Origin of the sequence: Lichenifustis flavocetrariae (assembly GCF_026130545.1) — a bacterium.
GTDB lineage: Bacteria > Pseudomonadota > Alphaproteobacteria > Rhizobiales > Beijerinckiaceae > Lichenihabitans > Lichenihabitans flavocetrariae.
In genome coordinates, this window is the sequence record NZ_JAMOIM010000030.1 from 32,767 (window position 1) to 57,379 (window position 24,613).

The following is a 24,613-nucleotide window of genomic DNA, read 5'->3' on the forward strand; positions in this document are numbered from 1 at the left end:
GGGCGCCTCAGGCCGCCGCCGTGACCATGATCTCGACACGGTAACTGTCGCCCGCGAGCCGCGACTCGACCGTCGCGCGCACCGGCATGGCCGAGCGGTCGATCCAGGCGTCCCAGACCTCGTTCATTCGATCGAAATCGGCAATGTCGCGCAGCCAGATCTGTGCCGTGAGGAGCTTCGTCTTGTCCGATCCCGCCATGGCGAGGAAGTGGTCGATCTTGTCGAGCACCGCTTTCGTCTGCGCGGCCGTGTCGCCGCTCGAGTCGTCCGCCGTCATGCCGGCCAGGTAAACGGTCCCGTTATGGCTGAGGGCGCGGCAAAAACGCGGGCCGTTGTCATAGCGCTGAATGGTCATGAAGGCTTCTTGTCGAGGTGAGGGGAACCGCGGAGCCGGCCGGGCAAAAGATCGCCCGCCGTGAGGCCCGCGCTCAAGAGGTCGTCCGGCAGACGTCCCATATTCATGAGCGATACACAGGCGCGCGACAAGGCCGGCGCGGTCTTAATACCGGTGCCACCTTGGCCGGCGAGCCAGATGAAGTCGGGCACTTCAGGATCCGGACCCACGACGGGCGCGCCATCCGGCGCGAAGGTGCGCAGCCCGGCCCAAGACCGGGATACTCGCCGTACCGTAAGCGTAGTGGCCCGCTGGAGGCGGTCGGCGCCGATCGCGACGTCGATCTCGTCCGCGAACACATCCACCGGTTCACTCGGGGTGGCGTCCGCCGGCGACACGAAAAGCTGCCCAGCATCATGCTTGAAATAGAAGCTTTCGCCGACATCGTCGACCAGCGGCCAGGTGCGGGCCTCGACATCCGGCGGCAGGGGCACCAGGAAGGCCGTGCGCTTCTTGGGCACGAGCCCGAGCGGCTGAACGCCCGCGAGACGCGCCACTGCGTCGGCCCAAGCTCCGGCCGCATTGATCAGGATCGCGGCCGAGACGGTTCCAGCCGAAGTCTGGACCGTCCAACCTTTCGCGTCGTGGTCGATGCGCTCGACGGCGGCATCGCAGAGGATGCGTGCGCCCTGTCGGCTGGCCGCCGCTAGAAAGCCGCCATGAAGGCCGTGGACGTCGAGGTCCATGGCGTCGGGCTCGAACAGGGCGGCCGCGACGGCTTCGGGCCGGAGGATAGGCACCCGGGCCAGCGCCTCGGCCGGCGCGATCCGGCGTATGGACGGCGCGGAGACGCGGGCCAGCGCGAAGGCTTGTTCGAGGCGCCCGATCTGCTCCTGCCGCGCAATCGTGAGTGTCCCGCGCGGCATGAGCAGCGGGTGCGCTGCGAAGCCCTTCGGTGGCGTCTCGAGGAAGGAACGGCTGGCGCCGGCCAGTCGACGCACAGTCGCGCCGCCATAAGCTTGCGTGAAGCTCGCCGCCGAGCGTCCGGTGGCGTGACGGCCGCATTGCTGTTCGCGTTCAACAACGATGACGGAAAACAGGCGCGACAGCTCGTAGGCGATGCCAGCGCCCGCGATGCCGCCCCCAACCACGACAATGTCGAACCGCATCACCGAGGCCGTTCAATCGTCGTCGGCATTGGTATTCGTCGGAGCATCGGCCGCCTATCGCCACGATCCATAGGACCGTGTCATAAATACGGAATGCAAAGTGTGGACCCGACTGACACCGAGGGGCAAGTCGCTTTGCGACTTGCCAAAGCCGCTTATGCGTTGCTGGAGCCCATTGCGGCGGCGCAGCCTTTCGTTGCGCATTGGCCGGAAACCATTGTGTTGCGCAGCACGCCGCCGGAAACGTTGCCTGCCTTGCGCTGGCTGGACGGTGCGTCCGCGTTCAGCCACCCTACAACGTCGCGGTTGATGGCGATGTTGGCGGAGACTGCGGCAGAACTCGCGTGGCGACAGAGCTATGCGGCCGCCGATTTCGGCCCGTCTTTCCTGGAGCGCTATGGCTGGACCGAGCTAGTGGGGCCCAGCGGACCGATCGGGAGCAAGCGGATGACCTGCGGATTTCTCCTCTTGGGGCCCGACCTCCACTACCCGCCGCATGCCCATGAGGCCGAGGAACTCTACCTGCCGCTGGCCGGGACGGCTCTATGGCAGCGCGGCAACGGCGCGCCAAGCCTTGTGCCGCCGGGCACGCCTATCTACCACGAGTCCTGGTTGCCGCACGCGATGTGGACGCGAACCGAGCCTCTCGTGGCGCTTTATTGCTGGCGGGGTGGCACGCTCGGGGCCAAGCCGCAGATCATGAGCCGCGCTTTATGACACATGGATCCGACGTAAAGCGCACGATCCTGCTCGGGCGCGACCGCCTGACGGTCCACGACATCCGGGACGTCGCCCAAGGGGAAGCCGGCGCGCGCCTTGACCCGGACGCCGCGGCTCGCATGGACCGCGCCCAAGCGGTTCTGCAGGAGTGGTTGCGCGCCGATCGCCCTGTTTATGGGCTGACGCGCGGCCTCGGCAATCAGGCCGTTGCGACAGTTCCAATGGCGGAGCGAGCCCGCTTTAGCGAGGACATGCTGAAGGCACGTGCCTCCGGGGCCGGTGAACCCTTCGATGCAGTGGTCGTCCGTGCTGCGCTGCTGGTGCGCGCCGCCACTCTGGCGCAAGCGGGCGCGGGCGCGCGACCCGCGATCGTCGACACGCAACTCGCCATGCTCGACCGGAACGTGGTGCCCTACGTGCCCCGCGTCGGTTCCATCGGCACGTCGGATCTGATGCTTTGCGCCAACATGGGCCTCCCGCTCGTCGGCCTTGGACGCGCCACATACCAAGGTGAACTCCTGCCGGGTGCCGAGGCCATGCGCCGCGCTGGCATCCCGACATTGGTGCTGACCGAGAAGGAGGGCCTGGCGCTCTGCAGCTCCAACGCGGTCTCGATCGGCTACGGCGCGTTGGTTGTCGCCGGCGTAGCCGAACTCATCGACCTCGCGGATGCGACGCTGGCCATGAGCCTGGAGGCGTTCGGCGGCAATCCGAGCCCTTTCGATGCCCGTGTCGCCGCCGCCCATCCCTCGCCGGGGCAGCAGCAGGCCGCCGGGCGTCTGCGCACGCTGCTCGAGGGTTCGGCTCTGTTCCGGCCCGGCGTGCCTCGTCGCGTCCAGGACCCGATCAGCTTCCGCTGCGCCACACATGTGCACGGTGCGGCTCTCACGGCGCTTGGCTGGGCCAAGGACGCCATCGAGGCAGAACTCAACTGTGCGGCCGACAACCCGCTGATCCTGCCGGACGACGACGAGATCCTGTCGACCGGCAATTTCCACACAGGCGCGATGGCGATCGCGTGCGATGCGCTGCGGCTCGCGCTGGTGCCTCTCGGCACCACTTCGGCGCAGCGGGTGGCGCAACTGCTCAACCCCGAGGTGTCGGGGCTGACCAACAAACTCACCCGCCCTGGCGTCACCCGATCTGGACTTGGCCTTCTGGCGCTCACGGCCCATACGCTCAATCGCGAAGCCCGCACCTGTTCGGTGCCGGTGTGCAACGACGATCTGACGCCGTTCGGGGTCGAGGACGAGGCGCCCTTCACGCTGCTGTCCGTTCGCCGGGCCGCAGAGCAGGTCGCGTTCCTTCAGGAGGTGCTCGCCTGCGAGATGATCGTGGCCGCGCAGGCACTGGATCTGCGCCCGCTTGAACAAAGCGCGCCAGCCGTAACCAAGCTGCAGGGCTTCATCCGTCGCCACGTGCCTCGTCTTGACGACGATCGCAGCACGACGGAGGATATCGCGAGACTGACTGAGGCGATCCGCAGCCGTGAGGCGTCGGACATGTAGTCGGCGCCGGGGTTTGTCTGAGGGCCTTACGACCGGCTTCGACTTGTTTGTCTACTTCCGCCCGGTCGCTGATGGTCTGAAAACTGCATGAGATCACGGGCCGCCGAAAAGGCTGCTCGCGACAGGGAACAAGCCGAAGCATGACCCGGATCTCCAATCGGTACAGCCACCTCCGCGGCCGCCTCGGCGCACTCGAGAACGACTTGGTCGACGAGCTCGAAAGCGGGCGCATCGATCGGCGAGTTTTCCTGCGCCATGGCAGTATGCTGGGACTATCCGTGCCGCTGCTTGGCGGCATGGCGGCGAGCGCCGGGCTCGTCGCAGCACCGACACCAGCGCGTGCTCAGGCAAAGCCTGGTGCCACCATCCGGGTCGCGTCCGTGACGCCGGCAGGTGTAATCGATCCTGTGTCCATTGCCGACCAAGGTGGCCTCACGCTTTTGATTCAGACCGGCGAGTTCCTCTGCGTCACCCAGCCGGATCTGACTCTAAAGCCGTGCCTCGCCACCAGTTGGTCGCACAACGAAGACAGTTCGGTCTGGACTTTCAAGCTGCGAAGCGGCGTGAAATACCACACCGGTGAGACCTTCAAGGCCGAGGATGTCATCGCTTCCATCGACCGTCTCTGCGATCCGAAGAACGCATCGAATGCATTATCGGCCTTCAAGGGCATCCTGTCCAAAGGCAACATCAAGAAGGTCGATGACCTCACGGTCGAGTTCCACCTCGATGCACCCTATGGGGCGTTCCCCTACGTGGTATCGTCCGACAACTACAACTGCGTGATGCTGCCCGTGGAATACAAGGGCGACTACGAGAAGAACTGGACCGGCACGGGGCCGTTCAGACTCGACAAGTTCACGCAGAAACAGGGTGTCAGCTTCGTGCGATTCGATGGGTATTGGGGCGAGAAGGCGCTGCCCGATCGCACCGAGTTCGTGTTCTACGACGATCTGGCGCCGCGCGTGCTAGCCCTGCAGGGTGGACAGGTCGACATGATCGATCAGGTGCCAGTCGCGGGGGGCCAGGCGCTCCTCAACGATCCGCAGTTCACCGTCATCCGCGAAAAGAGCGCCGCGCACGAGCAGGTGCATATGCGCTGCGACACGGGGCCGTTCACAGACAAGCGCGTCCGCCGTGCCATGGCTCTCTCAATCGAGCGTGAAAAGCTGGTGCAAGGCTTGTTTCGCGGCTATGCGGTCACGGGGAACGATAGCCCCTTCGCGCCGGCCTTCCCTTCGACCGACACGAGCGTGCCGCAGCGCAAGCAGGATATCGCGCAGGCCAAGCAGCTGCTCGAGGCGGCGGGCGTCGCCAAGGGCTTCGACGTGACGTTGACGACGGAGCGCTACATCGAGATCCCGCAATACGCGATCCTGCTGCAGAACTTCGCCCGGCCGCTCGGCATCAACATCAAGCTCAACGTCGAGGCGCAGGACGCCTATTACGGCAAGGCTGTGTTCGGACAGTCCGACTGGCTCGACAGCACCATGGGCATTACGGATTACGGGCAGCGCGGTGTGCCGAACGTCTACCTGCGCGCGCCGCTACTCAGCGACGGAACCTGGAACGGCGCACACTTTAAAAATCCGCAATACGACAAGCTCGTTGGTGAATTTGGCAAGGCGGGTGACCTCGGAGGACAGCGCACGCTCGCCAGGCAGATTCAGGAACTGCTACTGGACGAAACGCCGATCATTTTCGCCTACTTCTACGATTATCTCGTGGTGACCAAGAAGGCCCTTGTGGGCATCCCGCCGATCGCCAATCGGCTGTTCCTGGATCGGGCCGGATTTGCCTGAACAAGGACCGGCTGTCTCTCTGGCAACGGGTGAGTCGGCCCGCGACATCGTCGGCTATGGCGCGTCGCCGCCCCATCCGCACTGGCCTGGCGGCGCCCGGGTGGCCGTCAACTTCGTGATCAACTACGAGGAGGGTGCCGAGTACACGCTGCTCAATGGCGACGACCGGCCGGAAACCATCCTGTCGGAGGTCGGTGCGTCGGCCCCGCTGCCTGGCACGCGCGACCGCATCATGGAGTCCATGTACGAGTACGGCAGCCGGGCCGGGGTCTGGCGCGTGCTGGATGCCTTTCGCCTGCGTGGTGTGGTGCCTACATGTTACGCAGTCGGCCTTGCTTTCGAGCAGAACCCCCACGCAGCAGAGGCCTTCGCGGCACTGGGCTGCGATTTCGCCGGACATGGATGGCGCTGGATCGACTACGCGGCCGTGCCCGAGCCGGTTGAACGCGATCACATTGAACGCTGCGCCGCCACCATCCGGTCGTTGACCGGAAGGGCGCCAGCGGGCTGGTACACCGGTCGCCCGAGCGCCAACACCCGCCGCCTCGCCGTCGAGCATGGCGGCTTTCTCTACGATAGCGACGCTTATAATGACGACCTACCATTTTGGATGCCGGTCGGCGGACGCTCCCACCTTGTCGTGCCGCATGCCTTCGACACCAACGACAGCCGCATGGCACGCAACCAAGACCTCGCGGCGCCCGACGCCTTCTTCACCTACCTGCGCGACAGCTTCGACGTGCTCTACGACGAGGGCGAACGAGCCCCCAAGATGATGACCGTGAGCCTGCATTGCCGCCTCATCGGGCGCCCTGGCCGGATCCGTGCCCTCGCCCGTTTTCTCGACCACGTGCTGGCGCACGATCGGGTCTGGGTCTGCCGGCGCGAGGACCTTGCTCGTCACTGGATGGCGCACGTTCCCGCGGCGGGACCTGCCGGAAGCACGACGGCCCGTCGCTTGCACGTCGACGGTTCCTCCGGGAGCCATGAAACTGTCGGCCCGGGGCGGGGCTGACGATCGATCACTGGCTCAGGAGACCTCCACCCTGTCGTTCCTCATCCGCCGATTGCTGTTGTCCCTGGTCACGCTCGGCGTCCTCAGCATCCTCGTCTTCGCCGGAGGTCAGCTTCTCCCCGGCGATGTCGGGCGATCCATCCTCGGTCCTCTGGCGGACGAACGGGCCGTCGCGGCCTTGAACCACCAGCTCGGCACCGACCGGTCGCTCACCGTGCAGTATCTCGACTGGATCAGCCATTTCGTGCGCGGCGACATGAGCACGTCCTACGCGTTCCGCAGTCCCGTGGCGCCCTTCGTCGGCGCCGCGCTTGCGAACTCCCTCAAGCTCGCCGCTGTGGCTTTCGTGATTGTGGTGCCGCTCGGCATCGCGGGTGGCGTGCTGGCAGCGATGAAGCGCGGTACGGCGACTGACCGCATCATCACCATTACCGGCCTGTCCGCGACCGTGATCCCGGAATTCGTGTCCGGCATTATCCTGATCCTGCTGTTCGGCATTGGGCTCCGACTGTTCCCGATGACTGCGACCGCACCGCCCGGGTCGGGCGTGCTGACCGGGATCTACTACCTGCTTCTCCCCTCGTTCCCGCTCGTGTTCCTCCTGTTCGGCTACATCGCCCGCATGGCGCGCGCCGGTACGATCGAGGCACTCGACAGCGACTACACCCGAACGGCTGTGCTGAAAGGGCTGCCGTGGCGCCTGGTGATCTGGCGGCACGTTCTGCGCAATGCGCTTCTGCCCACGATCACGGTCGTGGCCTCACAGGCAGGCTACATGATCGGCGGGCTGGTGGTCATCGAGACGCTGTTCCGATACCAGGGGATCGGATCGCTCATCTACACCGCGGCCCGGGGCCACGATTTTCCTATGCTCGAAGCTGGTGTCCTCGTGGTCGGCCTCGTCTACGTTGCCGTGACGCTCGCAGCCGATCTGGCCTATACTGCGCTCAACCCGCGCCTGCGTGGAGCCCTCCGCTGAGCACGCCGGCGGTGTCCCTCGCACCGGCCCTCCGGTCCGGCCCGGTCCGCTGGGAGCGGACGCGCCTGCTCCTGAGCACGCCGACCTTTATGGTCGGGCTCGCGATCCTGTTGTTCTGGGTCGGCTGCGCGACGGTCGGGCAGACGCTCGTCGATCCGCTCGCCGACGACATGATGAACTCGCTCTTGCCGCCCTCGGCCGAGCATTGGTTCGGCACCGACCAACTCGGGCGGGATATGTTCGCGCGGGTGATCGCGGGATCCCGCGATATTCTCATCGTCGCGCCGCTCGCCACGGTGCTCGGCATTGTGTGCGGCACCCTGCTCGGGCTCATCATGGGGTTCTTTCCCGGCTTGGTCGACGATCTTTTGAGCCGCCTCATCGAAGCCGTGCTGGCACTTCCACTTCTAATCCTAGCGCTGGTGGCCCTTACGGCGCTCGGGGCGTCGAACGGCACCGTCATCGTGGCGATCGGCCTTGCGTTCACGCCCCAGGTGGCGCGCGTGGTACGCTCGGCCGTGATGAGCGAGCGGCATCTCGACTACGTGGCCGCGGCACGGCTGCGTGGCGAGACCGCAGTCTACATCATGGTCGTCGAGATCCTGCCCAACATCCTGCCGCCCATCACGGTCGAGCTCACCGTACGGCTTGGCTACGCGATCTTTACGGTCGCCACGCTGAGCTTCCTGGGTGTCGGGCTGCAGCCACCGTCTCCCGACTGGGGGCTCGCGATCTCTGAAAACTACGCGCTCATCGGCGGCGGTTATTGGTGGACTGTTCTGTTCGATGCGCTTGCTATCGGCTCGCTCGTCGTCAGCATCAACCTGATCGCCGAAGGCCTGAACGGAGCCCTAGAATGAGTGCGCCGGCCGTCCCTGACGCTCTGCGGATCGAGAACCTCGACGTGATGTACCGCGTGCGCGGGCAAGAGCGGTCCGTGTTGCGCAACCTCAATCTCCGGATCGGCGCCGGCGAAACCTATGGTCTCGTCGGCGAATCGGGTTGCGGCAAGTCGACGGCCGCGCTCGCGGTCATGCGATACCTGCCGCGTAACGGGCGCATCGGCGGCGGCCACGTCCTGATCGACGGCGAGGACCTCTACGGGCTGTCGCAGACGGGGTTGCGTCAACTGAGGCAAACGCGGCTGTCCATGGTCTATCAGGATCCGGGACGGGCTCTCAATCCGGCCATCACGGTGGGGGCGCAGCTCGCGGAGGTGTTCACCGTTGCCGGGGCGTATTCGGCGGACGCGGACAAGCGCGCGGTCGCCATGCTGCGCCACGTGCGCATTACCGATCCCGAACGGGTCATGGGCCGCTACCCCCATCAGCTCTCGGGTGGCATGCTGCAGCGCACGGTTATCGCCATGGCGCTTGCGGTCGACCGTAAGCTCATCATCCTCGACGAACCCACCACCGGCCTCGATGCGACGGTCGAGGCTGAGGTGCTCGACCTCATCGACACGCTCCGGCGCGAACACGGCACCGCGATCTTGTTCATCGGCCACAATCTCGCGGTGATCGCGCGCATGTGCGAGCGCGTCGGTGTGTTGTATGGCGGCCTACTGGTCGAGGAGGCGCCGACCCGGGAGCTCTTCGCGGCGCCGCGCCATCCATATACGGTCGGCCTGCTGCGCTGTCTGCCGCGCCTCGGTCTCGACCGCAAGCTGCGGCGCCTCGACACCATCCCTGGCTTTCCGCCTTCCGGAGCGGTCGAGCTCCAAGGCTGCATCTTCGCCAATCGTTGCGGGCTCGTGCGGGATCGGTGCCGGACCGAACCGCCGGCCTTGTCCGCTCTCGGCGGCGGTCGTAGCAGCCGCTGCTTTTTTCATGAGGAAGCGGGCGATCTGCCGAGGGTGACGCCTCCCGACCCGGTCGAACATGTGCCCCCTGGGGAAGAGCACCCGCTGCTTGTCGTGGAGAGCCTAGGCAAGACGTTCGGCTCCGGCAGCCACTCGGTGCACGCATTGCGCGACATCTCTTTCACGATCGCCCGCGGCGAAACAGTGGGGCTCGTCGGCGAGTCTGGCAGCGGCAAGTCGACCCTCGCCCGCATCCTGCTCGGGCTCGAGCGCGCCGACCCCGGGAGCCGCATCGCGTTCGAGGCCAACCGGCGCGGGGGCACTCAGGCGCGCCACGCCATTCAAATGGTTTTCCAGAACCCGGATTCGGCGCTCAACCGATCGCACCGGGTAGGCCGCATCCTGCGCCGTGCCTTGGTCCGGCTCGGGGGCCTACGGGGCGAGATCTTACGCGGCCGGCTGCTGGCCCTCTCGCGCGGCGTGCAACTCGCCGACAGCTACCTGCAGGCGAAGCCGCGACAACTCTCAGGCGGTCTCAAGCAGCGCGTCGCCATCGCCCGCGCCTTCGCGGGGGCGCCGCAACTCGTGGTCTGTGACGAGCCGACCTCGGCGCTCGATGTGTCGGTGCAGGCCGCAATCCTGAATCTCCTCGGCGACCTGCAGGCCGCCGAGCGTGTCAGTTACCTGTTCATCTCGCATGACCTGTCGGTGATCCGCTATGTGGCCGATCGCATCGCCGTGCTCTACCTCGGACGGCTGCTCGAGATCGGCCCTGCCGAAAGCGTCTTCCAGGGTCCGCATCACCCCTACACGGAAGCGCTCCTCTCCGCGACGCCGGCGCCCGATGGAACCTTGCGACGCGTCAAACTCAGCGGCGCACCACCGAGCGCCATGTCACCGCCGAAGGGCTGCGTCTTCCATACCCGGTGTCCCCGCCACATCGGCCCGATCTGCGACACGGAGGAACCAGCGCTCAGCGAGCGTGGAGGAGGACACGGCATTCGGTGCCATCTTGGCAGTGACGATCTGGGACGGGCGCAGGTCGATCAGAGTTCCGCAGCCTGAAGGCGTCGGCGTTGGATCTGAGCGCCGGGTTGCGCATCGAATGAACAGCTTGCACAACGTCAGAACACTCGTCCACCTGATATCCGCTTGGAAGTCCAGGTTTGAACTCTTTGAGTGACGGAGTTGGACCCGGAGCGGAACAGTTGGTCCGGGCGAGAGGTCAAGTTCAGCTTTCCATTGATGAGCTAGCTATTCACGCTCTCAATGGTGCTCTCGATGATGTCGGAATTGGCAGCGCAGACGAGAGGGTCTCCCAACGGGAGCACGGCAGCCTTGCCGAATCGAAAGCGGCACATTGTGCCTACGGCAACCGCAGCTTCAGTCATAAATACTCTAGCTTTCTGATTGAACATGATCCGATGAGGCGTTAGCTTCGATCCAAGTTGGACGGAGCGCATGCAGACCGATCGCCTCGAAGCCATCCGGCAGCATCTCTACACACAGGGAGCTTGTTCGATTCCGGCACTCGCCGAGGCTGTCGGAACCTCTCTCGCAACCGTGCGACGGGACCTGCATCTCTTGGAACAACAGGGCATCATCAGCCGCTCGCATGGCAGTGCCCGCATCGCCAATGGGGCTGAAACGGAGGCTGCCTTCGCGGTCCGTGAGAAGCAAAACCTCGAAGCCAAGCGAGCCATAGCCCAGGCCGCCTACGACCTGCTCCAGCCGCACAGCGCCGTGTTCCTCGATGCAGGCACCACGGTGCTGCAACTGGTACGCCTGCTCCGCATCAATCCTATTCCGCTGACGGTCTTCACTAACGGCTTGGTCGTCGCACAGGAGCTGATCACCATCTCCGAACTCAAGATCAGCCTAGTCGGGGGGCAACTGCGGGTTGAGAATGCCTCGCTGGTCGGGCCCTCTGCAGAGGCGACTCTTCAAGGGCTTTGGTTCGACCGGTTGTTTCTCGGCGCTAGTGCGATCGGGGACGACCACCGCATCTACAGTGTGGATGCCGCCGAAGCGAGCCTCAACGCCCTTATGCGCCAACGGTCGGCCGAGACAGTGGTACTAGCCGACGCGACCAAGTTTGGACGCCGCGCTACCTATTTCGTGACATCAGTCGATTCTTCCCTTCACATCATCACGGATGATAGCCTGCCGGATGAAACCGGTGCGGGGATCCGCCGGACCGGCGCGGCCCTCAGCCTCGTGGCGCCGGTTGGTCGTATCGGCCTTCGCCTCGCGCCCGGCGAGGCGGCCTGAGCCATGGCGCATTCCCCCGATCTCATCTTGGGTTTAGATGGCGGGGGCACCAAGACCATCCTGGCCGTGACGGATCGCGACGGCTCGATCCACCACCTCGGGCGCTACCCGCCGCTTGACCCCTTTACTCATCCCGACTGGGCCGACCGCCTGCGGGAGGTGCTATCCCATATTTACCCTTGGCGGGCACGGCTCGCAGACGGTGTGTTCGCCTTGCCATGTCACGGCGAAGTCGCCCGATTGTCGGAGCAGCAGAACGTGGTTGCGTACCAGCAGCTCGAGTGCCCGCAGGAAGTTGTCAACGATGTCGAGGCCGCCTTCGATGGCGCGCTCACGGGCCATCCCGGCGTGCTGCTGCTGGCGGGCACAGGGTCGATGGCCTGGGCCGGAAACGGGCAACGTACGATGCGGTGCGGCGGCTGGGGTGATGTGTTCGGCGATGAAGGAAGCGCTTATTGGATCGGACGCGAGGCTTTGGCCGAGATAGGCAGAGCCCTCGACGGACGGTCCCCTAACGAGAGCTTCGCCCAGGCGATGCTCGCCGGTCTCGGCATCAAACCAGATGCGCTCCTGGGCTGGTGCTACGACCTACCGACGCGACGCGCTCCCATTGCGGCGTTGGCGCTCCGTGTCGATGCTGAGGCCGAAGCCGGCGACATCGCGGCGCTATCCATTCTGACGCGGGCGGGCGATGCCCTGGCGGCGCATGCCGAAGCTTGCGCCCAGCGGTTGCATCTCCCCCGCCCCCTCGTCTGGTCGCACGCAGGCAGCGTGTTCCGCAGCCGCACGGTCATGACGCGCGTCATCGAGCGGCTCGGCGCCGAGCCTCGTACACCGCGATTGCCCCCCGTTGGAGGAGCCCTGCTTCGCGCTGCGCGGCGTGCGGGCTGGATCGTGGATGGAACATGGATCGAGCGCCTCGACCGGGTGCTCTCCGAAGCGGAACGCGGCGTTTGGGCGGCGTGAGAAGGGACGTACGATGAATATGCGGAAGGTCTTTCTGGCGTCGGTCGCAGTGTTTCTGATGGCGGGTTGGGGGCCGGCGATGGCCGATGATGCCAAGCCCTATGCCGGACAGACGATCACGGTGTTGTTCCCGCCCTGGACGACGCTGCCCAAAGATATGACGGATCGCTTCACGGCGCAGACCGGCATCAAGCTCGACCTGCAGACCCTGGGCTGGGACGACATCCGCACCAAGATCGTGACCTCCATGGTGGCCGGCAGCGCGCCCGCCGACGTCACCGAGGTCGACTGGTCTTGGGTCGGGCAGTTTGGTGCCGCGCAATGGTATGTCCCGCTGGACAACAGCGTAAAGAGCGACCTGCCGACGGATGCGATCTTCACCTACGACGGCAAGCTGATCGCGCTGCCCTACAACAACGACTTTCGCCTGCTGATCTTCAACCAGGATCACCTGAAGAAGGCCGGCGTCGACCACGCCCCAACCACGCCGGACGACCTCCTGGCCGATGCAAAGGCCATCAAGGCCAAGGGAATCGTCTCTTTTCCAATCGGCCTCCCGTTCTCCGCCACCGAAGGCTCCGCGACGGCATGGTATCTGCTGACCAAGGCGTTTGGCGGCGAGCTCTTCGACAAGGATTTCAAGCCCCTGTTCACGACGCCAGACTCCGCCGGCTACAAGGCACTCGCCTGGGAGATGCAGGCCCTCAAGGATGGTCTGATCGACCCGGCCTCGACCGGCCTCAAGGACGTCGAGATCCAGGAACTGTTCAAGAACGGGCAGATCAGCTTCGACGTCGCGGGTTGGGCGGGCAACCTCTCGGTCTATACGGATCCGACCAAATCCAAGGTCGCCAGCGCTGCCGTCGGCGCTCTGATGCCGAACGTCTCCGGGAAGACGCGCACCTTCGGGCTACCAGGTGCGGCGGGTATCCCGGTTGCCTCGCAGCACAAGGAGGCCGCGGCCGTCTTCGTCAAATGGATGGTCGCCCCAGAGAACCAGATCGAGAGCTACACGGTGCTGGGCAACCTGCCGACACGCACCTCGGTGCTGCAGACACTCGACAATGACGGCAAGCTCGCAAGCGGCAAAGTGCTGCTCGAACAGGCCGGCTCCGTCGAACCTTTGTTCAAGCAGGGAACACCCGGGTGGTACCCCCAGTTCTCGAGCGCTGTGGCCACGGCTCTGAACCAGGCCGCGAAGGGGCAACTCACCGTTGACGACGCGGTCAAGCAGATCGCGGTCGGTGCCACAGACGCACAGAAGTGACGATGGCTGACGCCCGGAGGCCACGATCGTGACCCAACAGGCGGCCTTGCCGGTTGGGGCGATGCCGCGGCCGGAGCGACGGCGGGAGGTCGTGCCGCGCGATGAGCGCTGGCTCGGTCTCGCCTTCGCGGCGCCGGTCGTGCTCTTGATGGCGGCGCTGGTCTTCGTACCGCTCGGACTGACGCTGTGGGACAGCCTGCACCGGGTCGATCCCATGCGGCCCGGGACGCCTTTCATCGGGTTGCAGCACTACATCGACCTGATGTCGGACACCAACGTCCGACAGGCCTGGCTCAACACGGTCGCCTACGTGATCATTGCAGTTGTGTTGGAGACCCTTGGCGGCCTCGGCGCGGCTCTGCTGCTACAGAGGATCAGGGTCGGGCGCCGCTGGCTGCTCGCCGCCGTGATCCTGCCCTGGGCGCTGCCCCCCGTGGTCAACGCCATCGTCTGGATGTGGATCTACAATCCGAGCTACGGGCTGCTCGACGGCGCGCTGCTGCGCTTCGGGCTGATCTCCGCCCCGAGGGTTTGGTTCAACTACCGCGCCACGGCGCTGTTCCTGGTGTCCCTCGTCCATGTCTGGCGCATGATGCCGCTCACGGCCGTGATCCTACTGGCGGCACTACAGAGCGTACCCCGGGAGCTCTATGAGGCCGCCAAGCTCGACGGAGCCGGACCCGTGCAAGCCTTCATGCATGTAACGCTCCCGCTCATCGCTGGCGGCCTTGCCATCGCGCTGAGCCAATCCACGGTCTTCGCCTTCAATCTCTTCGACGAGGCCTGGATTCTCGGGGGCTCCAGCCTCGACACCCGTACCGTGGTGGCGCAGGTCTACATGTCAGCATTTCAGAACCTGCACTTCTCCTACGGCATGGCTTTGTCGGTGCTGGTGATGGTTGCGTCCTGCCTCGTGTCACTCGTCTACGTGATGCGGGTGTATCGCGAAACGAGGTACGGCTGATGCGTGCAGCGGCCCTGACGCGTCGCTTCGGCCTCTGGCTTGCCACCGGCGCGTTGCTGCTGTGGTCACTCGGCCCGATCTACTGGGCCGTCGCTACGAGCCTGACGGCACCCACCGACCTCGTGGCGCAGCCACCGCATTTCCTGCCACCGCGCGTTACCTTCGAGCACTACGGGAAGCTCCTTGGAGCTACCAGCAGCTATCTAGGCACGGATATCCAATCCGTGTGGCCGCAATTCAGCCGAGCGCTAGTGAACAGCCTCGTGGTGTCCACCCTCGCCACCGTGGCAACGGTGGCGCTGGCCGCATTCGGCAGCTACGCTTTCGTGCGCCTCCGCTTTCCCGGCCGCAACCTGCTGTTCGTGCTTATCGTGGGCACCCTTGCGGTACCGGCCTATACGGTGATGATCCCACTTTACCGCCTTCTCGTGTGCCTGCACCTTATCGACACCTATCTCGGCATCACTCTGATCTATGTGTCCGCCTTTCTGCCGCTGGCGCTCTGGCTGATGCGGAGCGTCTACCAGTCTCTGCCGCTGTCGCTGGAGGAGGCGGCGCGGCTCGACGGCGCCGGTCGCACCTATACGCTGCTCTTTATCGTACTGCCCATCGCGGCGCCCGGGCTGATCGCGAGCGCGATCCTCACCTTCCTGAGCGCCTGGGGCCAGTTTATGATCCCGCTTGTCTTCTCTCCGACGCTCGCAACCAAGCCCCTAACGGTGCTGATCCCTGAATTTGTGACCAAGAACTATGTCGACTATGGGCTGATGAATGCCGCAGGCGTTCTCGCCATCCTGCCGCCGATCGCGGTGGTGCTCTTTCTCAACCGCTACCTCGTCCAGGGCCTGATGGCCGGATCGGGGAAGTAGCCCAGACGGAACCTCTTCATGAACACCACCGAACGCGTCATCCGCGAGCAGTTCCCTTTCTGGCGCAAAGCAACTGCCGTGGCGGCCTTCACGGACCGTGACTCGACCTTCGTGATCGTCGGCTGCGGCACCTCCTATCACCTCGCCCAAAGCATCGCAGCGTCGTTCAACCTGCGCGGCTTGCGGGCGATCGCCGTGCCGGGCGGAGAATGGTCGCGCCGCCGCACGACCTATTTGCCGGACGGCTTCAAGACGCATGTCATCGGCTTGTCGCGCAGCGGTGAATCCACCGAGACCGTCCAGGCTCTCGAGGTGAGCCGGACGGCCGGCTACGCCACGACGGCGGTCACTTGCGAGCAAGGCAGCAGCATCACTAAAGCAGCCGACACCGTCATCTTCACCGCGACGCATCCCGACGAGGGCATCGTGATGACGGCTTCGGCGAGCCTCATGCTGCTGGTCGGCCTGCGGTTGGCTGGGATCACGGTGGGAGAGCCGGAGGTGGCTGCGGCCCAAGCGGCGCTCGAAACCTTCGAGGCGTTGCTGCCGGCCGTGCTCGACGGACGCAGCCATCCGGTTCTCCTTGGCGCGGGTGCGCTTTACGGCATCGCGGCGGAAGGCGGCATCAAGCTGCAGGAGATGAGCCTCAGCCACGTACAGAGCTATCAACCCATGGAGTACCGGCACGGTCCCATCAGCCTCGTCGACGACCAGAGTTTCGCGGTGTTACTCTACAGCGCGGAAACCTTTGCCGAGGAAGTGCGGATCTCGACCGAGGTGCAGAACAAGGGCGCCCGGGTGATCGGCCTCGGCGGCCCGGGCGATGCCGGCGTGGAGGTGGGCGGTTCGATTGAGGCGCGCAGCCTTGTCGTGCTGCCGATGCTGCAGGTCCTCGGCGAGCGCGCGGCGGAGATGCGCGGTCTCGACACGAGCGCGCCGCGCTACCTCAAGAAGGTCGTGGTCCTCGACCGAACGCCGGCCTGAGTCGTCAGACGAAGCGACCGAGCGCGAAGGGCTGCAGGTCGATGCGGCTCCGACCGTCGGCCAGCAACGCGGCCAGCGCTTCACCGATACCGGCCGAATGCTTGAAGCCGTGGCCCGAGCAGGCCGAGACCACGGTGACGCGGTCCATTTCCGGATGCTGGTCGATAATGAAACCCCGGTCGGGCGTGACAGTGTAGAGGCACACGGCCGCCTTCGCGACCTGTGGGGTGGCACCCGCGAGCCGGCCCGCGATGCTGTCTCGGTACATGCGCTCCGACTCGGCCGGGTCGACGGTGCGGTCCACGGCTGTCGCCGTTGTTCTGGTCTCGTACTGCTCCTTGGCGACTTTGACCCGCGGGTCGCCCGCGAGCGGCGGAAAGCCGTAGAAATAGTCGGCATCCGTCTTGCCATACATCCAGATGTAGACGGGCGACCCGGGACCGTAGGCGCTCACGTCATCGAGGGCGAACCAATGCAAGAGCTGGCGACTGACGCTCAGCAGGCGATCGAAAGGCGCCCCCAGGAGCGGCACCGACCAGGCACCCGCCGAGACCACGACGCGATCCGCAACGATCGGTCCGTCCGATGTGGTGAGCCGGACGCCGGCGCCGTCCCGCGACAGGCTATCGACCGCGATCCCGGTATGCACGGTCGCGCCGAGCGCTGCCGCCCTTGCGAGCTGCACCGCGACGCAGGCCTCCGGCACCAGAAAGCCGCCGCCCGGCTCGTAATAGGCCTTTTCGCTCCCCGTGAGGCCGAGGAACATGGGAAAGCGGAGCGCCACCTCGGTACCGTCGATCACCTCGTGCGGGATGCGTCCGGCCTCGGCCGACGCGATCGAGCGCGCCGTGAAATCCGGCATGCCATGGTGGGTCGTCACGCCATCTCCCGGACCCATGACGAGGGCGCCGCATTGATGGAACAGCGTCGCCCCGGTGTCCGCCTCGAGTTCGCGCCAGATCCGGTGCGAGGCTTGGGCCAAGGGAACGTAGTCGCGGCCCTCGCCGACACCCGCGCGGGTGATGCGGGACTCGCCGTGGCTGGAACCGAGATCATGCGGTGGCGCGTAGCGGTCGATCCCAACCACCTTGGCGCCGTGCTTGGCCAGTTGGTAGAGCGTGGCGCTGCCCATGGCGCCGAGCCCCACCACGGCCACGTCGTATCGTTCGGTCATCGCTCCCGGTCCCGTGTCGGCGTTGTCAGACGTCGAGCGTGGTGTCGCGCTCCCACTGAGTGAAATGGGACGTGTAGCTTTGCCATTCCGCCTGCTTCATCTTCAGGTATGCGGCCGAAAAATCCGTGCCCATCATGCCCTTCAGGTCTTCGTCGCGGTCGAAGGCCCGGAGGGCATCGAGCAGGTTCAAAGGCAGCTTGGGCGCGTCCGTCACCGTATGGCCCAACTGGTACATGTCGATATCGAGGCGCGGACCCGGATCGGCCTGGGAGCGGACGCCATCGAGGCCGGCCGCGATGATGACTGCTTGCAGCAGGTAGGGGTTGGCGGCACCATCCGGCAGCCGCAACTCGAAGCGGCCCTTGCCGGGCACGCGCACCATGTGGGTGCGGTTGTTGCCCGTCCAGGTCACGGTGTTGGGCGACCAAGTGGCGCCCGAGACGGTACGCGGGGCGTTGATGCGCTTGTAGCTATTCACCGTCGGGTTGGTGATGGCCGCGAGCGCCTCGGCATGCTTCATGATACCGCCGAGGAAATGGTAGCCCTGCCGGGACAGCCCCATCTCATCGTTCGAGGCGTAAAAAGCGTTCGTGGTGCCGGCGCGGTCCCAGACCGAGATATGGGCGTGGCAGCCTGAGCCCGTGAGGCCCGGAAACGGTTTCGGCATAAAGGTTGCCCGCAGCCCGTGTTTCTCGGCCACCGAGCGTACCATGAACTTGAAGAAGGAATGCCGGTCGGCCGTGATAAGCGAATCGTCGAAGGCCCAGTTCATCTCGAACTGGCCGTTCGCGTCCTCGTGGTCGTTTTGGTAGGGCTGCCAGCCGAGCTCGAGCATGTAGTCGCAGATCTCGGCGATGATGTCGTAGCGCCGCATCAGGGCCTGCTGATCGTAGCAGGGCTTCGTGGCATTGTCCTTGCCGTCCGAGATCGTGCCGCCGTCCGCGTCGATCAGGAAGAACTCGGCCTCGACGCCGGTCTTGACATGCAGGCCTTCCTTGGCGGCTTCGGCCACGAGGGTCTTCAGCACGACGCGTGGTGCTTGTGGCACCGGCTTCTCCTCCATGACGCAATCGGCCGGCACCCAGGCGACCTCCCGTTTCCAGGGAAGCTGGATTACCGCTTCGGCGTCGGGCAACGCGAATAGATCCGGGTGCGCCGGGGTCATATCGAGCCAAGTGGCGAAACCCGCAAAGCCGGCCCCATCCTTCTGCATGTCGGCGATGGCGGCGGCCGGAACCAGCTTGGCGCGTTGTGCGCCGAACAGGTCCGTGTAGGAGATCATGAAATAGCGGATGCCGCGCTCTTTCGCGAGGCTGGCGAGATCTTGGGTCATGCGCGTTCTCCTGAGGATCGAGCGAATGATGGGCGGCTCAGAAGCCGGCTTGTCCGGGGATCCATGACGTCCCCGCGAGCGGTACGCGGGCCATTGCGGCGGCCTCGATCGTGAGGGCGCACAAGTCCTCCGGCTCGAGATTGTGGAGGTGGTTCTTGCCGCAGGCGCGCGCGATTGTCTGCGCCTCCAACGTCATTACCTTCAGATAATTGGCCAGGCGCCGCCCGGCGAGCACCGGGTCGAGCCGGGCCATGAGCTCGGGATCCTGGGTCGTAATGCCGGCCGGGTCCTTGCCCTCGTGCCAATCGTCATAGGCACCGGCCGTGGTGCCGAGCGCATTATATTCCGCCTCGTAGGCAGGGTCGTTATCCCCGAGCGCCACCAGGGCCGCCGTGCCGATCGAGACCGCATCGGCGCCGAGCGCCAGCGCCTTGGCCACATCGGCGCCGTTTCGGACGCCGCCCGAGACGATGAGTTGAACCTTTCTGTGCATGCCGAGGTCTTGCAAGGCTTGTACCGCAGGCCGGATGCAAGCGAGGGTCGGCATGCCGACGTTCTCGATGAACACGTCCTGGGTCGCGGCCGTGCCGCCCTGCATGCCGTCGACCACCACCACGTCGGCGCCGGCCTTCACGGCCAGGGCCACGTCATAGTAAGGCCGCGCGCCACCGACTTTGACAAAGATCGGCTTCTGCCAATCGGTGATCTCGCGCAATTCGAGAATCTTGATTTCCATGTCGTCCGGCCCCGTCCAGTCGGGGTGACGGCATGCCGAACGCTGGTCGATGCCCTTGGGCAGCGTGCGCATATTGGCGACCCGGTCGGTGATCTTCTGGCCGAGCAACATGCCGCCGCCGCCAGGCTTGGCGCCCTGCCCCACGACGATCTCGATGGCATCGGCCTTGAGCAGGTCTTCTGGGTTCATACCATAGCGTGAGGGCAGGTACTGGTAGACAAGCGTCTGGCTTTGTCCGCGCTCCTCGGTCGACATGCCGCCGTCGCCGGTGGTGGTCGAGGTGCCGGCCGCAGAGGCGCCGCGCCCGAGCGCCTCCTTGGCGTTGGCCGAAAGCGAGCCGAAGCTCATGCCCGCCACTGTGATGGGGATTTTCAATTCAAGCGGCTTCTTGGCAAAGCGCGCGCCGAGCACGACTTCGGTGCCGCAGCGCTCGCGATAGCCCTCGAGCGGATAGCGCGAGATGGAGGCGCCGAGGAACAGGAGATCGTCGAAATGGGGTAGCCGCCGTTTCGAGCCGCCACCTCGGATGTCATAGATGCCTGTGGTGGCCGCCCGGCGGATCTCCGACAGCGTGTAGTCGTCGAAGGTTGCGGACTTGCGAGGAATGGTAGGAGGGTTCTCGTAAGACATGGGATAGCCTTCAGCGCTCCGTCTCCCGCACACAGGAGAAGGTGTCGCGGCGAAGCCGTGACGGAGGAATGGAATTCAAGTTCAAAAATCCCCTCACGCGACCTCGCGCTTTGCGGGACCACTTTCTCCTGCTAGCGGGAGAAAGGAGGGGCGGCGCCTCAGCCGTAGGCGTCGGCGTGGTCGACGCTGAAATTGTAGAGTTTTCGCGCTGAGCCGTAGCGCTTGAAATCGGATGCCTTGACGTCCACGATGCCGGCGCGGTTGAGCAAAGCCTGCAGGGCATGCAGGTGTTCGCCCCGCATTTCCTTCTCGATGCAGTCGGCTCCGAGGCTCTTCACCGCCCCGCGCACGAAGAGTTTGGCCTCGTAAATCGAGTCGCCGAGCGCGTCGCCCGCGTCCCCGCAGACGACGAGGTGCCCGGCCTGAGCCATGAAGGCCGACATATGGCCTATCGAGCCCCGCACCACGATATCGATGCCCTTCATCGAGATGCCGCAGCGTGACGAGGCATTGCCCTCGATGATCAGGAGCCCGCCCTTGCCGGTGGCACCGGCGTATTGGCTGGCGTCGCCCTTCACCCGAACCTCACCCGACATCATGTTCTCGGCCACGCCGGGGCCGGCCGAGCCGTACACCGTCACGCTCGCTTCACGGTTCATGCCGGCGCAATAATAGCCGACGCTGCCCTTGATCTCGACCGCGATGGGCGCGTTGACGCCGACCGCAACCGCATGGCTGCCGCGGGGGTTAAGCACTTCCCACAGGGTCTCGTTCGTGCCAGATCCCTGGCTGTGCAGGGCGGCGTTCAGCTCGCGGAGCCCTGTCTGCGCTAGGTCGATGACCGGCATGAGTCAGCGCTCCCAGAAATAAACGGTTGCGGGCTCGGGCTCCCAGACGCGGGCCGCTTCGATTCCCGGAAGGTTGACGAGCGCCCTGTATTCCGACCCGAAGGCGACGTATTGGTCGGTCTCAGCCAGCACCGCGGGCTTACAGGCGATCGGATCGCGCAGGACACCGAAGCCGGTCTTGGTGCCGACCACGAAGGTGTAGAACCCGTCGAGGTCGTCGAGGCTCTTCTCGAGCGCTGCGCCGAGGCTCAGGCCCTTGTCCATCTGCGCCGTCAAATAGGCGGCCGCCACTTCCGAGTCGTTCTCGGTTTCGAAGCGCATGCCCTCGCGCACCATGTCGCGGCGCAGGTTGTTGTGATTGCTGAGAGAGCCGTTGTGGACAAGGCACTGGTCGGCTCCGGTCGAGAACGGGTGTGCGCCGAGCGTGGTCACGGCCGATTCAGTTGCCATGCGGGTGTGACCGATGCCGTGCGTGCCCGTCATTCCGGCCAGACCGAAGCGCTGCACTACGTCTGTCGGGTAGCCGACTTCCTTGTAAATCTCAATCACGTCGCCGACTCCCATCACACGCACCGCCGGATGATCGGCCCGCAATGCGTCCCGTGCGGCTACGGCCCTATCGGCCGGTAGGCTCAGGACCGCATGCGTCGTCTTGCGATGCATCGCGACATCGGCGCCGATGCGCTTCGCCAGCGCGCTGTCGAGGCCCGCGAAAGCCGCGTCAGGATCGGCGGCCTGAACCGTGATCTTGGCTCGGCCGTCCTGCGGCGCGCCATAGACCGCAAACCCGGCGCTGTCCGGCCCCCGGTCGCACATGGTGGCCAGCATGCTGGACAAGAGTTGGCCCAGCTGCTTCTCCAGCTCCTTGTCTTTCAGGAAAAGTCCGACGATCCCGCACATAGGGCGCCCCACTTGCGTCGTTGTATTGCCAGAGGACTAAGTCCCAATCGAACCTATTACAAGAAACTTTTATTCTTAAGAGGAAAATATCAGCAGAGTTCAGGTGATTGGCAAAGCTGTAGGCAAGCCGCCGCTTTCTTGCGCAAGGACGGCAAGAGCGAACTTCCTGACACGGTCCACGTGGTCGAAACTGGCGCGCGCCGCGCCATCCGCATCGCCGGCGGCAATGGCCTCGATAATACGACGCATTTCGCCGCCTGCGCCTACAGCACGACGGGGCTGGGCGATCGTCATGGCGCGCAACTGGTTGATCCACGCATTCAGCCCCTGCACCACCTGCAGGCCACCGGTTTGTCAGCAATGCCGAATAGGAGTTCGTAAAATTCCGTGGTCGTTCGCAGGATGTCACGGCCATGCCGGTCGGCCACCACAGATCCTTGCTGCGGAATGACGTCCACCAATCCCTCGGACTCGAGGTGGCGCAAGGCTTCGCGCACCACGGCGCGGTTGATGCACAAGGCCGACGAGGGTATGCGCTCGCACTATTTCACGATTCAGTTCGCCATCAACGATGCCCCCGCGCCCGACGAAATCGTTGTGGCGCTTGGCGCTTCATCGGCGGGCGGCCCCATCACCGCATCGGCGACCGCTACCAGAATCCCAAGGATCTTGGGCGCACGGCTGCCCTGGCCGCATGGCGATCGATGTGCGGGTCTCCCGGACGAGTTGCTTCGAGGTCTCGTCGAGGCAGACCAGCGGCCGGCGCTTGTCGTGCGACCGGGTATAGACGTCGAGCACGTCCTCCATTACGGCGACGAAAGCGGCGTTGCTGTCAGGCAGGATCACCCACTGCCGGCTGCGATGCCGTTTGAGAGCGTTTGTTTGAGCGTGTGCCCGATCGTGTTGTCGCTGGCCTGCGACACGATCGCGAGTTCAACGACCTTCTCTTCCAGGAGCCGCAACGTCCAGCGCGCACGCCCTTTGGGCGGCGGCGAGCAGGCGAGCGCGATCAGCTTGGCCTCCGCCGCGTCCTCGAAAATCGGCGCGCGCGACGGGTGTTCCTGCGTCTTCCGGGCGAGGGCCGCGTCGAGACCCTCATCGACAAAGCGCCGTCGGGTGCGCTCCACGCTGGAGCGGCTCGTGCCGAGCGTCTCAACAATGCGGCCATCGCTCAGACCCGGGCCCTCCACATCCGCGGCAAGCAGAATGCGCGCATTCGTCAGCATCTGCGCCGAGCCCCTGCCCGTGCGGATCATCCCCTCCAGCCGCTCGCGCTCGTCCGCGCTCAAACGCACAACATGCTTCTTGGTGCTCGCGGCCCGATCTGTCATTTGCTCCACTCCTGCCAGGCAACCAAAGTGGCGTCGGAGCCTCACTCGTCACCTCAGCCGACGCAAGCGACTAACGCTCGTCGCGAGGGTAGGAGATGATGGACAGAAAGCGGATCGGCAGCTGCCGCAGTTCTTCGGGCCCGTGCGGGGCATCGGCGTCGAAGAACAGGCTGTCGCCGGGTTGCATCACATAGAGTTTGTCAGCGTGCCGATAGGTCACTTCGCCCTCCAGTATGTAAAGGAACTCCAACCCGTCGTGCTGAAACAGGGGAAACACGTCCGACTCGGCCGTGAGCGTAATCATATAGGGCTCGACGACGACGCGCGACGAGCGGTCTCCCGAATGACCCAGCAGATGGTACTGGTGCCCATTGCGTGTGCCGCGGCGTTCGATCGCCAGACCCTGGCCGGCTTTCACGAACACAGCGTCGCGCCTTTCCTCAAAGCGGCGGAAGAGCGCTGTCACCGGTACTCCAAGGGCACTCGACAGGGATTGCAATGTCGCGAGGGATGGCGAGATGACGCCGTTCTCGATCTTCGACAACATGCCGTTGGACAGCCCTGCGGCCGCCGCCAGATCCGACACAGTCAGGCCTAACTTGGCTCTGAAGGCATGTACCTCCCGACCGATCGCGACTTCGAGAAGGTAGTCGCGTGTACCCGAAAGGGCATGCGGATCCTGGCCCAGGCCTGAACGTCTGGTTTCGCTCACAGTCGGCCCGTGTTCCGATCCGGGATCTCCTCTGGATCCCTCTCGGATAGTTGTTTGTTTGAGTTTCGCCATTCCGCCGCTGTCCATCGCGCTCGTCTCGGCAGGCTAACCAAGACAGGCCGTCCCGGACCTAAGCAGGTTGCAACGGGCTGGCCAACGGTTGGGGACTGTGATTCCGTTTTTTCAGTATGGTTCGGAGGCGAAGCATGGCTGGCAGGTCTCCGGTCACAGCAACGGACGATCAATTGGTGGCGCTCAAGGCCATCGCGAACGGCGTGGATCGCGCCGAAGCTGACCGCG

The 24,613-nt window shown here is 65.1% G+C and carries 24 protein-coding genes and 1 pseudogene; 14 read left to right on the forward strand and 11 right to left on the reverse strand.

The genetic code is table 11. The features are described from left to right. Window positions 1-7: 7 nt before the first annotated feature. Window positions 8-355: a RidA family protein gene (locus tag M8523_RS27335; protein ID WP_282588049.1), complete on the reverse strand. Its 348-nt coding sequence runs from the start codon at window positions 353-355 to the stop codon at window positions 8-10. Then, window positions 352-1,503, reverse strand: coding sequence for an NAD(P)/FAD-dependent oxidoreductase (locus M8523_RS27340; RefSeq protein ID WP_282588050.1), 1,152 nt, complete (start codon window positions 1,501-1,503; stop codon window positions 352-354). Before M8523_RS27340 ends, M8523_RS27335 begins: the two co-directional genes overlap by 4 nt. A 102-nt stretch (window positions 1,504-1,605) precedes the next feature. On the opposite strand from M8523_RS27340, the gene M8523_RS27345 reads away from it, so the two are divergent. The 13 genes from M8523_RS27345 to M8523_RS27405 all read left to right on the forward strand — a co-directional run bounded on the left by M8523_RS27345 (window position 1,606) and on the right by M8523_RS27405 (window position 16,649). After that, window positions 1,606-2,220: a dimethylsulfonioproprionate lyase family protein gene (locus M8523_RS27345; protein WP_282588051.1), complete on the forward strand. Its 615-nt coding sequence runs from the start codon at window positions 1,606-1,608 to the stop codon at window positions 2,218-2,220. Then, a complete protein-coding gene (locus M8523_RS27350; RefSeq protein ID WP_282588052.1) occupies window positions 2,217-3,731 on the forward strand; it encodes an HAL/PAL/TAL family ammonia-lyase in 1,515 nt (504 codons plus the stop codon). The genes M8523_RS27345 and M8523_RS27350 overlap by 4 nt, the downstream gene beginning before the upstream one ends. 140 nt (window positions 3,732-3,871) lie before the next feature. After that, complete coding sequence (locus M8523_RS27355; RefSeq protein ID WP_282588053.1) at window positions 3,872-5,533, forward strand: ABC transporter substrate-binding protein; 1,662 nt, start codon at window positions 3,872-3,874, stop codon at window positions 5,531-5,533. Continuing rightward, window positions 5,526-6,548, forward strand: a complete 1,023-nt coding sequence (locus tag M8523_RS27360) for a polysaccharide deacetylase family protein (protein WP_282588054.1) — start codon at window positions 5,526-5,528, stop codon at window positions 6,546-6,548. Before M8523_RS27355 ends, M8523_RS27360 begins: the two co-directional genes overlap by 8 nt. Beyond that, the gene (locus M8523_RS27365) at window positions 6,520-7,527 is read left to right on the forward strand and encodes an ABC transporter permease (protein ID WP_282588055.1); all 1,008 of its coding nucleotides are present in this window, start codon (window positions 6,520-6,522) and stop codon (window positions 7,525-7,527) included. Before M8523_RS27360 ends, M8523_RS27365 begins: the two co-directional genes overlap by 29 nt. Window positions 7,528-7,538: 11 nt before the next feature. Then, complete coding sequence (locus M8523_RS27370; RefSeq protein ID WP_282588056.1) at window positions 7,539-8,387, forward strand: ABC transporter permease; 849 nt, start codon at window positions 7,539-7,541, stop codon at window positions 8,385-8,387. After that, a complete protein-coding gene (locus M8523_RS27375) occupies window positions 8,384-10,393 on the forward strand; it encodes an ABC transporter ATP-binding protein (RefSeq protein WP_282588057.1) in 2,010 nt (669 codons plus the stop codon). Before M8523_RS27370 ends, M8523_RS27375 begins: the two co-directional genes overlap by 4 nt. A 396-nt stretch (window positions 10,394-10,789) precedes the next feature. After that, window positions 10,790-11,599 carry a DeoR/GlpR family DNA-binding transcription regulator gene (locus M8523_RS27380; protein ID WP_282588058.1) on the forward strand — a complete coding sequence of 270 codons (810 nt, stop codon included), beginning with the start codon at window positions 10,790-10,792 and terminating at the stop codon, window positions 11,597-11,599. A gap of 3 nt (window positions 11,600-11,602) precedes the next feature. Next, window positions 11,603-12,565, forward strand: coding sequence for an N-acetylglucosamine kinase (locus tag M8523_RS27385; RefSeq protein WP_282588059.1), 963 nt, complete (start codon window positions 11,603-11,605; stop codon window positions 12,563-12,565). Between the two features lie 19 nt (window positions 12,566-12,584). Further along, the gene (locus M8523_RS27390; protein WP_428351437.1) at window positions 12,585-13,832 is read left to right on the forward strand and encodes an ABC transporter substrate-binding protein; all 1,248 of its coding nucleotides are present in this window, start codon (window positions 12,585-12,587) and stop codon (window positions 13,830-13,832) included. Window positions 13,833-13,860: 28 nt separating this feature from the next. Then, on the forward strand, window positions 13,861-14,796 hold the full coding sequence (locus tag M8523_RS27395; RefSeq protein ID WP_282588061.1) for a carbohydrate ABC transporter permease: 936 nt from the start codon (window positions 13,861-13,863) through the stop codon (window positions 14,794-14,796). Continuing rightward, on the forward strand, window positions 14,796-15,665 hold the full coding sequence (locus M8523_RS27400; RefSeq protein WP_282588062.1) for a carbohydrate ABC transporter permease: 870 nt from the start codon (window positions 14,796-14,798) through the stop codon (window positions 15,663-15,665). Before M8523_RS27395 ends, M8523_RS27400 begins: the two co-directional genes overlap by 1 nt. 18 nt (window positions 15,666-15,683) lie before the next feature. Beyond that, complete coding sequence (locus tag M8523_RS27405) at window positions 15,684-16,649, forward strand: SIS domain-containing protein (protein WP_282588063.1); 966 nt, start codon at window positions 15,684-15,686, stop codon at window positions 16,647-16,649. A gap of 4 nt (window positions 16,650-16,653) precedes the next feature. Here M8523_RS27405 and solA read toward each other — a convergent pair whose 3' ends face one another. From solA to M8523_RS36880, 7 genes are all read right to left on the reverse strand, one after another. Then, window positions 16,654-17,823, reverse strand: a complete 1,170-nt coding sequence (gene solA, locus M8523_RS27410; RefSeq protein ID WP_282588064.1) for an N-methyl-L-tryptophan oxidase — start codon at window positions 17,821-17,823, stop codon at window positions 16,654-16,656. 25 nt (window positions 17,824-17,848) lie between these two features. Further along, entirely contained in the window at window positions 17,849-19,156 is a 1,308-nt protein-coding gene (gene glnT, locus M8523_RS27415; RefSeq protein ID WP_282588065.1) for a type III glutamate--ammonia ligase, read from the reverse strand. Between the two features lie 37 nt (window positions 19,157-19,193). Beyond that, complete coding sequence (locus M8523_RS27420; RefSeq protein ID WP_282588066.1) at window positions 19,194-20,522, reverse strand: FMN-binding glutamate synthase family protein; 1,329 nt, start codon at window positions 20,520-20,522, stop codon at window positions 19,194-19,196. Between the two features lie 158 nt (window positions 20,523-20,680). Continuing rightward, window positions 20,681-21,370 (reverse strand): GltB/FmdC/FwdC-like GXGXG domain-containing protein, encoded by a 690-nt coding sequence (locus M8523_RS27425; protein WP_282588067.1) that lies wholly within the window; start codon window positions 21,368-21,370, stop codon window positions 20,681-20,683. Window positions 21,371-21,373: 3 nt separating this feature from the next. Next, on the reverse strand, window positions 21,374-22,270 hold the full coding sequence (locus M8523_RS27430; RefSeq protein WP_282588068.1) for a class II glutamine amidotransferase: 897 nt from the start codon (window positions 22,268-22,270) through the stop codon (window positions 21,374-21,376). 99 nt (window positions 22,271-22,369) lie between these two features. Then, the gene (locus M8523_RS27435; RefSeq protein WP_282588069.1) at window positions 22,370-22,606 is read right to left on the reverse strand and encodes an FCD domain-containing protein; all 237 of its coding nucleotides are present in this window, start codon (window positions 22,604-22,606) and stop codon (window positions 22,370-22,372) included. Next, window positions 22,591-22,770: a hypothetical protein gene (locus tag M8523_RS36880; RefSeq protein WP_428351426.1), complete on the reverse strand. Its 180-nt coding sequence runs from the start codon at window positions 22,768-22,770 to the stop codon at window positions 22,591-22,593. Before M8523_RS36880 ends, M8523_RS27435 begins: the two co-directional genes overlap by 16 nt. 7 nt (window positions 22,771-22,777) lie before the next feature. Between M8523_RS36880 and M8523_RS27440 the strand changes: the two are divergent. Then, a pseudogene (locus M8523_RS27440) lies at window positions 22,778-22,956 on the forward strand (amino acid synthesis family protein); the annotation flags it as partial. 156 nt (window positions 22,957-23,112) lie between these two features. On the opposite strand, the gene M8523_RS27445 reads toward M8523_RS27440, so the two are convergent. Further along, on the reverse strand, window positions 23,113-23,559 hold the full coding sequence (locus M8523_RS27445) for a helix-turn-helix domain-containing protein (protein ID WP_282588070.1): 447 nt from the start codon (window positions 23,557-23,559) through the stop codon (window positions 23,113-23,115). 112 nt (window positions 23,560-23,671) lie between these two features. Further along, the gene (locus M8523_RS27450; protein ID WP_428351428.1) at window positions 23,672-24,385 is read right to left on the reverse strand and encodes a helix-turn-helix domain-containing protein; all 714 of its coding nucleotides are present in this window, start codon (window positions 24,383-24,385) and stop codon (window positions 23,672-23,674) included. Window positions 24,386-24,613: the final 228 nt, after the last annotated feature.